Annotated in this window: 11 protein-coding genes; 1 reads left to right on the top strand and 10 read right to left on the bottom strand. The window is 32.9% G+C overall.

All coding sequences use genetic code 11. The features are described from left to right. The 8 genes from M2373_RS07945 to rpiB form a co-directional block, all read right to left on the bottom strand. Entirely contained in the window at nt 1-840 is an 840-nt protein-coding gene (locus M2373_RS07945; protein WP_259109318.1) for a hypothetical protein, read from the bottom strand. 2 nt (nt 841-842) lie between these two features. Further along, complete coding sequence (locus M2373_RS07940; RefSeq protein WP_259109316.1) at nt 843-1214, bottom strand: YraN family protein; 372 nt, start codon at nt 1212-1214, stop codon at nt 843-845. A 40-nt stretch (nt 1215-1254) separates the two neighbouring features. Continuing rightward, the gene (locus tag M2373_RS07935) at nt 1255-2184 is read right to left on the bottom strand and encodes an LD-carboxypeptidase (RefSeq protein ID WP_259109314.1); all 930 of its coding nucleotides are present in this window, start codon (nt 2182-2184) and stop codon (nt 1255-1257) included. Continuing rightward, nucleotides 2181-2867, bottom strand: coding sequence for a LysE family translocator (locus tag M2373_RS07930; RefSeq protein ID WP_259109311.1), 687 nt, complete (start codon nt 2865-2867; stop codon nt 2181-2183). The genes M2373_RS07935 and M2373_RS07930 overlap by 4 nt, the downstream gene beginning before the upstream one ends. Nucleotides 2868-2970: 103 nt before the next feature. After that, nucleotides 2971-3483: a hypothetical protein gene (locus tag M2373_RS07925; protein WP_259109309.1), complete on the bottom strand. Its 513-nt coding sequence runs from the start codon at nt 3481-3483 to the stop codon at nt 2971-2973. Next, nucleotides 3483-5636 carry a ribonuclease R gene (gene rnr / locus M2373_RS07920; protein WP_259109307.1) on the bottom strand — a complete coding sequence of 718 codons (2154 nt, stop codon included), beginning with the start codon at nt 5634-5636 and terminating at the stop codon, nt 3483-3485. The genes M2373_RS07925 and rnr overlap by 1 nt, the downstream gene beginning before the upstream one ends. Before the next feature lie 16 nt (nt 5637-5652). Further along, nucleotides 5653-6660, bottom strand: coding sequence for a hypothetical protein (locus M2373_RS22580; protein WP_409013194.1), 1008 nt, complete (start codon nt 6658-6660; stop codon nt 5653-5655). A 245-nt stretch (nt 6661-6905) separates the two neighbouring features. Then, on the bottom strand, nt 6906-7340 hold the full coding sequence (gene rpiB / locus M2373_RS07910) for a ribose 5-phosphate isomerase B (protein ID WP_259109305.1): 435 nt from the start codon (nt 7338-7340) through the stop codon (nt 6906-6908). A 639-nt stretch (nt 7341-7979) separates the two neighbouring features. Here rpiB and M2373_RS07905 point away from each other — a divergent pair. Next, nucleotides 7980-9170, top strand: a complete 1191-nt coding sequence (locus tag M2373_RS07905) for a phosphoglycerate kinase (protein ID WP_259109303.1) — start codon at nt 7980-7982, stop codon at nt 9168-9170. 604 nt (nt 9171-9774) lie between these two features. Here the strand turns inward: M2373_RS07905 and M2373_RS07900 are convergent. Continuing rightward, nucleotides 9775-10596, bottom strand: coding sequence for a bifunctional 2-polyprenyl-6-hydroxyphenol methylase/3-demethylubiquinol 3-O-methyltransferase UbiG (locus M2373_RS07900; protein ID WP_259109301.1), 822 nt, complete (start codon nt 10594-10596; stop codon nt 9775-9777). A gap of 113 nt (nt 10597-10709) precedes the next feature. Beyond that, the gene (mnmG, locus tag M2373_RS07895) at nt 10710-12572 is read right to left on the bottom strand and encodes a tRNA uridine-5-carboxymethylaminomethyl(34) synthesis enzyme MnmG (RefSeq protein ID WP_259109299.1); all 1863 of its coding nucleotides are present in this window, start codon (nt 12570-12572) and stop codon (nt 10710-10712) included. Between the last annotated feature and the right edge of the window lie 98 nt (nt 12573-12670).

The following is a 12670-nucleotide window of genomic DNA, read 5'->3' as shown; positions in this document are numbered from 1 at the left end:
TTATTGCTTTTCGCTGTTGATTTTTTGATTTTTTAAATTTCTTCTCATCATGTATTTGTAAATTCCGAATTCAAGCCAGGGAACTAACATAAGAAGCCCCCAGATAATAAAAATTCCTTTTATAATTAATCTAAACTGAGACTTTAAGATCATTAAAAACAGATTCTGAATTTTCTCTATAATAGACTTCTCTACATTTTCAGGATTTAACTCTAATAGTTTTCCAGATAATTGATCAAATTCATTATAAGAAAGGTTTCCGCTAATATCTACATGAGGAATAGAATTCAGTATCCCATAGAGCACCAGGGTATGAATCCTGTCTCCATAATGATCTGCAAATAAGGAGGCCAGCCAGTTTTTAGGACGATTTACCAATTTATATTTCGTTTCATAAATCTTTGCAATGTCTACGATCTCAACTTTTATATTCTTATTATTTCTGCTCAATTCTGAAACAATGGATTTAAGATCAGCAATAAATACTGCCTTAGATTTTTCATCCTTAAAAATATATTGCGAACCCGAATAATAAACCTGCTCAGAAACAGAATAACTGTCTTTTTTAAGGGCTTCATAAACACCCCAAAACAATCCTATTTTAATAGAAAAAATAATATTGACAATGAAAATAAGAGGAATGTAAAGCTTAACCAACCAATTGTAATATTTCTGTTCACGGGAAATCAATTTATATTTTCTAAGCAGTAGAGTAGTCATGATACTTATCACAAAGCTTATAACTAAACTTATAGATGAGTACAAAATTATTTTAAAAGGATAATTTTTTAATACATAAACTACGATAGAATAAATAATTTCCCAGTCTATATTTTGCATGATTAATTGGCATCAAATGCTTCAAAAGCATCAATAATATGTTCAACAGTTAATCTCCCTTTTTCATCAGGAAGAACTGATATAATATCAAATCTTACTTCCTGATTTTTACTAAATTCCTCCAGATAATGATTGGCTGCAGAAACAATCGAGCGGATTTTAGTTTTTGTAACTGCTTCCTGAGGCAGTATAAACGCGTCTGTAGAGCGTGCTTTTACTTCTACAATAACAATCAGGTTATCTTTTTCAGTAATAATATCAATCTCAGCTTTTTGAAAACGGAAATTCCTTACAAGGATTTTATAGTGATGCTTCAATAGAAACTCTACTGCAAAATCTTCTGCTTTTTTTCCGAAATCATTGTGAGTTGCCATTTTCAGATAGGGTATACCCAGACATTTTTATGTTAAAAAATTAAAACTCTATTTTTACCTTATCAGCAACTTTCATTTTTATTTTACTTCCTATAATCAAAGGTCGGTTGTCTTTGATATGACCGTTTGGAAAACCAAAAACTACAGGAAATTTATACTTTGAAATTCTGTCTGAAATTAATTTATAAGCAAATTTATCGAAGCTTTCTGCGTATTGCTTATTCTCCTTTTCGTCGCCCATATTGGTCATCCCACCAATAATCAAACCTGAAATTTTATTGAAAACTCCTGCCAGTTCCAGACTCATGATCATTCTGTCTAACGCATAAAAATTTTCACCTATATCTTCAATAAATAAAATTTTATCTCTAAAGTCAAAAGAATATTTTGTTCCCAGAAGGGCATAAATAAGGGCTAGATTACCTCCAATCAATTCTCCTTCAATATTCCCTTTTTTATTTAATTGGTATGATTTAAGGCTGTATTTTGGCATTTTGCCTTTCAAAGTATCAAAAATCAGATCATAACTTTCGTCTGTAACTCCAAAACTCGATGTTTTAATAGTTTGTCCGTGAATCGAAGCAAAACCTTTTTTCAGCAAATAACTCTGGATCACTGTGTTATCAGAATACCCGATGTACCATTTAGGATTTTCTGTAAAATTTTTCAGTTTTATATGTTCGATCAGATGCTGGCATCCATAACCACCTCTGGAGGCCCATACTGCAGAAATTTCCTTATCATTTAGAGCCCAGTTGATATCTTTTATTCTTTCCTGTTCTGTCCCTGCATAATTGTAACCGTTCGAATATTTGGAATAAAGATTTTTACCCAGAACAGGTTCAAAACCTTTACTTTTAATCAGTTTAATTCCCTTTTCCAACTGAGAGGCTTCTACAGATCCTGCAGGGGAAATTACAGCTATTTTAGCCCCTTTTTTAAGTGGCTTTGGAAAGATTATTTTTTTCATTTTGTTTTTTGATATTTAACTTCTTTTTTTTCTGCTTCTTCCAGTCGTTTGTCAAACTGATTGAATTTTTTAAAGCTTTGTAAAAAGATAAAGAAACTGAAGACGATAAGAATACCCCCTACAATTCTTCTGATTTTATTAGCTAATGACTGAGTAAGTTTATCATGGAACTGCTTGGCTAAAAATATCTTGGCAAGATCGATACAAAGATATGTAGCAATCACGATCCCAATGTATAATATAAAACTGCCGGTATCAGGATATTGATTTCTGACAGAAATAACTGTTACGAGCCAGAAAAGAATAACCCCAACGTTTAAAAGATTAAAGAAAAAACCATTAATAAACGTTTTAAAATAGTTTTGATTGATGATTTTATCTTCACCCGGCATATGCATTTTGGTTTTTGTGACCATCATGACAATCCCATAAACAAAGATGAGGATAGAGGTGATCCTGTAAAAACCAGGATGTTTATCAATTAAAGTTACAATATCTGCACTTGCATAATAAGCAGCCAGAATACACAAAAGATCTGCGGAAATAACCCCAATATCCAATGCTAAGGCATGCCTCGGACCTCTGGAAAAGCTGGTTTCAATAAGCAGGAAAAAGATAGGTCCTATGAAAACCAGACTCAACATGAATCCTAATACGATAGCAGATAATATAAGTTCAAACATTCAGTAGTGTTTTAAAATGAAAACAAGTTTTCATCCCGTTTTATACAAATTTATACTTTATGATTTAATAAATCAACAATCTTGAAATGCAATTATTTTAGTATTAGTTATCCTGACAATTTTCGCTGTATGTAAATTGGTAATCTTTTCTAATTTTCAATCCAAATATTCCTCTCTTGAAAGTATAGGTAATCTGGTTTTTAAATAGCATTCTTTTATAATCAATAAAAAAACTACGAGTCATATATGAATACTCGTAAGCATTATCACTCAAGTATATGTAAGTAGTTTTTCCTTTTTGGTGACTATACTTTCCCCCAACTTCTGCAATCATATTTTTGTAACAGTAAGTTTCCTTGACTGGATTCATTCCTGTCATATAATTAATAAGAAAAAAGGCATTAATTATCATTGGAAAAGTAATTCCAAAGAAATAATTTTTGCCTAAACTTCCTATTTTAAGAATATTTCTATTGATTAAAATATTACTTATCACAGCGAGGATACCAATAATGGTAATAAACCAATAAAAATTAACTACCGTCTTGAATATTACTGTGAAAACCAAGACGGCATTAAGTATACTAAAAACAATATACTTATCAATTTTAGTCATTATTCAACAATCTTGAAATCCAGCTGTTTTTGAATTAAGTTGGCTTTTACTACTTTGATCTGAACATTATCTCCCAACTGGTATCTTTTTCCATGTCTGGATCCGTATACCGCATGTGTCTTTGCATCATAAGTATAAGAATCATCTATAAGATCTCTCAGTTTAATCAAACCTTCGGCGCCGTTTTCAGGAATTTCTACCCAAAAACCAAATTCTGCAACTCCGGAAATTACTCCATTGAACGTTTCGCCCAAATGTTTTTCCATGAATTTCACCTGCATATATTTGATAGAATCTCTTTCTGCATCTGCAGCGAGTCTTTCCATTGAACTGCAATGTTTAGCTTTATCTTCCAATTCCTGCTTGCTAGGAGATTTTCCTCCATCCAGATAATGCTGCAATAATCTGTGGGCAAGCAAATCCGGATAACGACGGATAGGAGAGGTGAAGTGGCTGTAATAGTCAAACCCCAGACCATAGTGACCAATCGGTTCTGTAGAATACACCGCCTTACTCATACTTCGCATTGCTAATGTTTCAATCATATTTTCTTCGCCTTTACCTTTTACATCGTGCAATAATCTGTTTAAAGATTCTGCTACTTTTTTGGTATTGGCCAGATCCATTTTGTATCCGAATGTAGAAACAAAATCTCTTAAAGATTCTAATTTCGCAGGATCCGGATCGTCGTGAACCCTGTAAATAAAAGTATTCTGAGTGATTTCTCCTCTTTTATTTAATGAAACAAATTCAGATACTTTTTTGTTTGCCAACAACATAAATTCTTCAATCAAATGATTAGAATCTTTGCTTATTTTAAAGTAAACCCCAATCGGCTGATTATTTTCATCTAAATTGAATCGAACTTCGCTTCGGTCAAAGGTAATTGCACCGTTTTTGATCCTTTTCTGACGCATAATTTTGGCCAGTTTATCCAGAACCAAAATTTCTTCTGCCAGATCACCTTCCTGAGTTTCTATTCTTTCCTGAGCTTCTTCATATGTGAATCTTCTGTCGGAATGAATAACTGTTCTTCCAAACCACTGTTTCTGAATTTCAGCATTGTCATTAAGTTCGAAAACGGCTGAAAATGTAAACTTATCTTCATGTGGACGAAGCGAACATACATCGTTACTCAAAACTTCCGGAAGCATCGGTACAACGCGGTCTACCAAATAAACAGAAGTCGCTCTTTGATAAGCTTCATCATCCAGAATAGTTCCCGGCACTACATAATGGGAAACATCTGCAATATGAACTCCTATTTCCCAATTTCCATTATCTAACTTCCTCATTGATAAGGCATCATCGAAATCTTTGGCATCTTTAGGGTCAATGGTAAATGTAAGCACATCACGCATATCCCAGCGTTTTGCAACCTCCGCTTCATTGATACTTCTGTCAATTTTATCAGCATCTCTTTCCACTTCTTCAGGGAAACTGTAAGGTAAACCATATTCAGCAAGAATAGAGTGGATCTCAGTTTCATGTTCTCCAGGAGCACCTAAAACCTGAATAATTTCGCCTTCAGGATTCTTATCTCCGGGTTTCCATTCTGTCATTTTTACAATAACTTTATCACCGTCTTCTGCACCCCCGAATTTTCCTTTAGGAATAAAAATATCAGTATTAATTGATTTTTTATCACACACTACAAACCCAAAATCCTTATGGGCAACTACTTGTAAAGTTCCTACAAATTCGGTTCTGGTTCTTTCCAGAACTTCCAGTACAGAACCTTCAATTTTTTTCCCTTTGTAGGTATACGTTACAATTAAAACTTTATCGCCCTGCAACGCATCTTTTACATTTTTTGAATGGATAAAGACATCATCTTCCAATCCTTCAACATTTACATAAGCATTTCCTGACTGATTAAAGTCGATAATACCTGTAAGTGTACCTTTGATATTAAGATTAATGATATATTTTCCTTTTTCAGTTTCCTTAATTCTTTCGGAAGACTGAAGTTTATGCAAAGCCTGAATCACAAGCTCTCTCTGTCTTGGATTCTTATAATCTATTCCGTCTGAGATCTGCTTATAATTATAGATCTTCGTAGAATTTTCGTTCATAAAACGCAGGATCAGTCTTCCGATTTCCTGAAGTTTATGATCATTTTTGTGGCTTATATATTTTCTTTTTTTTGGCATGTTAATTTTCTTATTATTAATCTCTCATATATTCCGGTTCTGAGATTTCTATATATTTAGAATCTGTATATTCTGTATAAAAATTTTCTCTTCCGAATGAGAATTTTACTTTGTTTTTCTTTATTTCAAAGTCTATATTCAATATATCGCTGTATAAAACTCTTTCATAATCATAAAATTTAGTCTTTTTTATTTCCTGATCTGTCATGAATTTTCCTCTGGCGTTATAAGCATCATAGCTTTTTATTTTAGACTTTGGAATTCCTTTATAATTTGTACCTCCCGTTTGTGCAAATACCTCAGAATACTCTTTATTCAATTCATAGGGAAGGGGCACTATGATTGTATTGGGAAAGACATTTACAAATTTTTTGAAATTTCTGTTGTCCCAAAAAGATTTAAACTTTAATACATTGATTACATTCTTGTCTGAATAATCATTCATATCTCTTCCGCACCCTTGCCTCAAAATGTGTATCAGATTGATATATAAAACTTTATTTTTAAAATCATTTCTTTCTAGTTTGCTAAATATATAATCTGCTAACAGATGATAATTTACATTTTTATTATTCTCAAGAAAGTCAGATTTAATTTTTTCCAATTCTTCTGCAGAAAATATTTTGGTATTTACTGTTCTTGTAATCGGACAACCATTCTCGCTTGAAACACCGGGAACTGTAGGACAGGCATCATCTTTATCTAAAATTCCGTCACCATCGGTATCCGGCCAAGGACAGCCTTTATTTTCTGGAGGTCCGGAAACATTGAGACACAAATCATCTTTATCAATAGCACCGTCACTGTCAGAATCTGGCCACGGACACCCTTTATTTTCAATGGTACCTGTCTCTTTTGGACATTGATCTAAATAAAATAAAATTCTGTCTTTATCTTCATCAGAAAGACAAATCTTTTTACCGAATTCTTTCTTACATTTTTTAAAAGCATCTTTATCTTGTATTTCCTGGGCCTGGAAACAACTCAATACAAAAAGCAGGATCAGAGATGCCTTTATCTTCATGAACTTATTAATTTTTTACTTAATTCTAATATCAATTTTCCTTCCAAATATTTTACAACTGGGAGTTTAGTTTTATAAAAATACTACAAATATGGAGAAGAGGAGAGAAAAACCTTTTATAAATATCTTTTAAATATCAAATCGGTAAATGGAAATAATAGACTTGTATTTTCTATTGGACATCGCAAAGATACTAAATAAAAAACAAATAAGGCTTGTAAATTGATTTACAAGCCTTTATATATTTAGCAAAATGCAATTTTATCAACTCTGTTCTGGTGTCTGCCACCTTCGAAGTCTGTTGATAGAAATTTATCTACTATTTCTATAGCCAATTCCTTAGATATAAACCTTGCCGGCATCGAAATCATATTGGCATCATTATGTTGTCTCGCCAGGCTTGCAATCTCAGGCATCCAGCAAAGAGCACAACGGATTTTCTGATGTTTGTTGGCAGTGATCTGAACACCGTTTCCACTTCCGCAGATCAATATTCCCAATTCATTCTCTCCATTCTCTACAGATGTTGCTGCAGGGTGTACAAAGTCCGGATAATCCACACTGTCTGTGGAAAACGTTCCAAAATCCTGAACCTCAAAGTTTTCTGATAAATAGTTCTTAACAATCTCCTTATACTCGTAACCTGCATGGTCAGCGGCAATAGCGATTTTTCTTTTCATAATTCTTGTATTAAGTCTTTTTAGATTTATTTCCACACAAATGTAAGTATAATGTGGATAAGTCTTAAATTTTCGGGAGTAATTTGTGAAATGCATTGTTAGTAACTGTGGAAAAGTATCCTGAATTAAATGTTTCGTAACATTAGAAAAATTTGTAATGGAATTTAAGTCCAAATTTTTTGCTCACAATTTTCAAAAAGTTTTTGGGGAGTAATCTTTAGGTTTTCCATAAAACACTTATTAATAAAGGGAATTGGGGAAAAGTTATCCATATTTGTTAATAAGTGTTTGAAGAATCACATTCACAGCAAATTATAATGTAGATAAAATGTGAATTGAATAAAAATTATTTGTTACCAAGTTTTAAGACAAAACTTATCCCCGTTACTAACAAGACTCAACAACATATACATTATTTCTTTTTTTAAAGAGAAGAGAATATGTTGATTATTGAATGACTGGGTTGGGGGAAACTTTTTGAAAACTTTTGAAGGGTTGCGTCTTTTCAAAAATTTTAAAATCTTACATTTGTGAAACGAAAATTCAAAAATATTCAGGAAGCCGACTTGCCCGCATTTTCTTGCCAGGCTTTAAACGAAGTCGACTCCTGATGCCCGAAGAAATAATATAAATGTACATATGAAAACAATCAATGATTTCAATTTTAATGAAAAGAAAGCTCTTGTAAGAGTTGATTTCAATGTTCCGCAAGATGATCAGCTTAAAGTTACAGATAATACGAGAATCGTAGCTGTAAAGCCTACCGTGGATAAAATTCTTAATGATGGTGGTTCTGTGATCCTGATGGCTCACCTCGGAAGACCAAAAGGAGAGGTGAATGATAAATTTTCTCTTAAGCACATTGTTGAAGAAGTATCTAATGTTCTTGGCAAGGAAGTAAAATTCGTTGATGAATGTGTAGGAGAGAAGGCTGTACAGGCTGCCAATGATCTTAAGCCCGGAGAAATTCTTTTGTTAGAAAATCTACGTTTTCATAATGAAGAGGAAAAGGGTGATGAAGGTTTTGCTGAGCAACTTTCCAAATTGGGAGATGCTTATGTGAATGATGCTTTTGGAACTGCTCACCGAGCTCATGCTTCAACAGCTGTAATCGCTGAATACTTTCCGTCAACTAAGTTTTTCGGTTTATTAATGGCTAATGAACTAAAAGCTATTGATAAAGTATTAAAATCTGGAGAACGCCCTGTTACTGCTATTCTTGGTGGATCTAAGGTTTCAACTAAAATTACCATTATAGAAAATATCCTTCCTGCAGTTGATAATTTAATTATCGGAGGAGGTATGGCATTTACTTTTATTAAAGCTTTGGGTGGCAAAATCGGAACTTCATTGGTGGAGGAAGACAAGCTACCGTTGGCATTGGAAATTTTAGGAAAAGCTAAAGAGCATAATGTAAAAGTTTATCTTCCGTCTGACACAATTATTGCTGAAAGTTTCAGTAATGATGCTGACAGAAGAGAAGCAGATATTTACGAAATTCCTGAAGGGTGGATGGGATTGGATGCTGGGCCAAAATCCAGAGATCAGTTTAACGATGTTCTTTTAAATTCCAGAACAATTCTTTGGAACGGTCCGATCGGAGTTTTCGAAATGTCAAACTTTGCTGCGGGAACTATTGCTCTTGGAGACAGTATTGCTGAAGCTACAAAACAAGGTGCTTTCTCTTTAGTTGGGGGAGGAGACAGTGTAGCTTTTGTTAAGCAATTCGGTTATGGCGAAAAAGTAAGTTATGTTTCTACCGGAGGTGGAGCAATGCTTGAAAGTTTAGAAGGTTTGGAACTCCCGGGAGTTGCTGCTATTAATAAATAAGAAAATTAAAATTTTTATAAATTTTGAGTCCGCTGAAATTTTTCAGTGGACTTTTTATTTTTCATAAATCTTTACATTTTGAAAATCATAAAAAATTCGTCTTTCTAAAAAAGAGATGGAAATCGTTTTTGAGATGATTATTAAAATTTAGATTATCCATGTATTTTTATTTGCCTTCAATTTTCCGGGAAAATAATTTTAAAATTTTATTTGTTTAAAAAGTTTGTCAATCTATAGGTATATGAATCTTTGATTATAGGTTTTGTAAAAGTTCAAATTTTTGTTTCTTACTCAATACTATGAGTCTAGTAGTATCTAATTATTTTGCCCTAAAACATAATTTCGTTTTTATAAAAAATCTCAAATTTCTAATGCGTTTGAAATTTCTGTCTCATTTTTAAGGTTACTAACTTTTTACTAACAAAATTACAGTTGAAAGAAGTGATTTTTTCAGAAATTTAGTTTTTTGAATAAAAAGGGTATAAATTTTTAAGATAGGGGAGAAGTAAAAAAAATAAAACTCGGGAAGAATTCCAGAGTTTTTAGATTTTTATGATGAAAATGCTGAAAATTGACCTTCAGAAATGGCTTTAATTTCGATTTTCTACTTTTTTTCGATAATGTATATCAAACTTGAAAATTCGTTCGAAAAAAGGGCTTTTACGTTAGAAATCGTTCCGTAGATCGTGGCTTTTAACCAAAAAAGAGGAGATTTCTTATATTTTTCGCTCAACATGGAGATGTAATAAGAGTCAAGCATCAAAGGTTTGATTTTTCTCATTTTCCAGTTTGGTTTTTTAGAAATTAAATTTTCCATTCCGTTTTTTGAAAAATGATAAATATGTCTTGGTACATCATAAGCTGCCCAATATTCTTTATAATGTTTTGCATCAAACGAAGTAGGATTGGGAACAGCGATAATTAACAATCCTTTTTCTTTTAATTTGCTGTTAAAAATTTCAAGCATTTCATCCTGGTTTTCTACATGCTCGAAAACATGCCAGAGGGTAATTGCATTTAAACTTTTATCTTCAATTAAATTGATATTATCTAAAATTTTTGCTTTTGTAATTTTACTTTTCGCTGCTTTTCGAGCATCTGAATCCGGCTCAAAACCGAAAGTCTCAAAATCATTTTCTATATATTTTACAAATTCTCCTGCACCGCAGCCGTAGTCTAATACTCTTGAGCCTTTTGGTATTCTGTCCTGAAGAATTGTTTTTTTATACTGTAAATTGAATGATTGTAAAAATTTATATAACTTTTCTTTTAAGCTTCCTGAATCCTGATGATGGGAAATATAATCTTCACTTTCATAATATTTGGAAATATTTGATGGAATAGGGGAGGTCTTGAAAACTCCTTTTGTATCTGTTTCTTTAATTTCAAATATTTCCTGGGATAGAAAATGATCTTTTATTTTCATTGAATTGTTTCTTTTAAATTAAAAATTAAGATATCTACTAGCATATTATACATTCATAGATACCTTAATTTTTGCTTTTATTTTATAAATGTTTCACGTGAAACATTTTCAATTTAACGTCCTAAATAGACTAGTAAAACATTAATATCAGCAGGAGAAACCCCGCTGATTCTTCCAGCCTGAGCAATTGTTTTTGGTCTCACATTAGACATTTTTTGTTTTGCTTCGGAAGATAGACTTGATATAGCTTTATAATCAAAATCCTCAGGAATTTTAATGTTTTCTAAACGATTTAGTTTGGCAACATTTTCTTTTTCCTTTTCAATATAGCCTCTATATTTAATATTTACTTCTGCCTGTTCTCTTACTTCATCGTCAAATTGAGACGTAAATTCTTTAATAACATCAATATTATCTAATTTATCTAGTGTAATATTTGGTCTTGTTAGAAATTGTGAAGCTCTGTAAGCCTGATCTACAGGGTTACTTTCAATACTTTCTAAGATAGGGTTAATAACTCCAGGTTTTAAAGAAGTTTCTCGTAAAAAGTCTTCAAGTTCCTGACTTTTAGATACTTTCTCCTGAACTCTTTTTAATCTTTCTTCTTTTGCTAAACCTAAGTCAAAAGCTTTTTCTGTAAGTCTGATATCAGCATTATCTTGTCTTAAAAGAAGTCTGTATTCCGCTCTTGAAGTAAACATTCTGTAAGGCTCTTCTGTTCCTTTAGTAATTAAATCATCTACTAAAACTCCAATATAAGCTTCATCTCTGTTAAGGATAAATTCTTCTTTTTCTTTAACTTTATTGTGTGCATTGATACCGGCAATCAGACCTTGTCCTGCTGCTTCTTCATATCCTGTTGTCCCATTAATCTGTCCTGCAAAGTATAAATTGTCGATCAATTTTGTTTCTAAAGTATGCTTCAATTGGGTAGGAGGGAAGTAGTCATATTCAATGGCGTAGCCTGGACGGAATACTTTTACGTTCTCAAATCCTGGGATATGCTTCATAGCTTTGATCTGAACATCTTCCGGAAGAGAAGAACTGAATCCATTTACATAGATCTCTACTGTTCTCCAGCCTTCAGGTTCTACAAATAATTGATGTCTCGTTCTTTCTGCAAAGCGGTTGATTTTATCTTCAATACTTGGACAATATCTTGGTCCTAAGCTTTGGATTGTACCATTAAACATTGGGCTCCTATCGAAACCTTCACGTAGAATATCGTGTACCGTTTCATTCGTATAAACGATATGACAGCTTAATTGTTTGGTTAATTTTGGGGTATCTAAATAGCTGAATTTTTGTGGATTTTCATCTCCTTTCTGTTCTTCCATTTTAGAATAATCCAGGCTTCTCCCGTCTACTCTCGGTGGAGTACCTGTCTTCATTCTTCCAGCTTCAAAGCCTAAAGAAACCAATTGTTCTGTTATACCAAAAGCTCTCGGCTCACCCATTCTTCCTCCTCCTAATTGTTTATCTCCAACATGGATTAAACCGTTCAGGAAAGTTCCGTTTGTAAGCACTACGGATTTGGATCTTATTTCGATTCCTAATGAAGTAACAACTCCTGCTACTTTATTATTTTCGATAATTAATTGTTTTACCATATCCTGAAAGAAATCAAGATTAGGAGTATTTTCTAATGCCAGGCGCCATTCTTCTGCGAAAAGCATTCTGTCATTTTGTGTTCTTGGAGACCACATTGCAGGACCTTTTGAAAGGTTCAGCATTTTGAACTGAATAGCAGATTTATCCGCTATAATTCCTGAATAACCTCCCATTGAATCGATCTCTCTTACGATCTGTCCTTTTGCAATTCCTCCCATCGCGGGGTTGCAACTCATCTGTCCGATCGTCTGCATGTTCATGGTAACGAGCAGAGTTTTCGAACCCAAATTGGCTGCTGCAGCTGCTGCTTCACATCCTGCGTGACCGGCACCAACTACGATTACATCATATATTTCTGATATCATTTTTTTACTGCTTATTTAAAGCCTTATATTTTTAGTCTATTTTACAAATGTTTCACGTGAAACATTGTTTGAATTTACAAGTCTAAACTGCTTGTTCC

This window comes from Chryseobacterium sp. JUb7 (assembly GCF_024806495.1).
In the GTDB taxonomy this organism is placed as follows: domain Bacteria; phylum Bacteroidota; class Bacteroidia; order Flavobacteriales; family Weeksellaceae; genus Chryseobacterium.
This window is presented reverse-complemented; position numbering and strand designations above follow the sequence as displayed.

Bases quoted from the DNA above. Each gene is read 5' to 3' on its own strand.
- rpiB (WP_259109305.1), bottom strand. From the start codon at position 7,340: ATGAAAAGAAAAATCGCTATTGCCGCTGACCATGCAGGTTACGAGTAT.
- M2373_RS07930 (WP_259109311.1), bottom strand. From the start codon at position 2,867: ATGTTTGAACTTATATTATCTGCTATCGTATTAGGATTCATGTTGAGT.
- M2373_RS07945 (WP_259109318.1), bottom strand. From the start codon at position 840: ATGCAAAATATAGACTGGGAAATTATTTATTCTATCGTAGTTTATGTA.
- M2373_RS07900 (WP_259109301.1), bottom strand. From the start codon at position 10,596: ATGAAAATAAAAGATCATTTTCTATCCCAGGAAATATTTGAAATTAAA.
- M2373_RS07925 (WP_259109309.1), bottom strand. From the start codon at position 3,483: ATGACTAAAATTGATAAGTATATTGTTTTTAGTATACTTAATGCCGTC.
- M2373_RS07905 (WP_259109303.1), top strand. From the start codon at position 7,980: ATGAAAACAATCAATGATTTCAATTTTAATGAAAAGAAAGCTCTTGTA.
- M2373_RS22580 (WP_409013194.1), bottom strand. From the start codon at position 6,660: ATGAAGATAAAGGCATCTCTGATCCTGCTTTTTGTATTGAGTTGTTTC.
- rnr (WP_259109307.1), bottom strand. From the start codon at position 5,636: ATGCCAAAAAAAAGAAAATATATAAGCCACAAAAATGATCATAAACTT.
- M2373_RS07935 (WP_259109314.1), bottom strand. From the start codon at position 2,184: ATGAAAAAAATAATCTTTCCAAAGCCACTTAAAAAAGGGGCTAAAATA.
- mnmG (WP_259109299.1), bottom strand. From the start codon at position 12,572: ATGATATCAGAAATATATGATGTAATCGTAGTTGGTGCCGGTCACGCA.
- M2373_RS07940 (WP_259109316.1), bottom strand. From the start codon at position 1,214: ATGGCAACTCACAATGATTTCGGAAAAAAAGCAGAAGATTTTGCAGTA.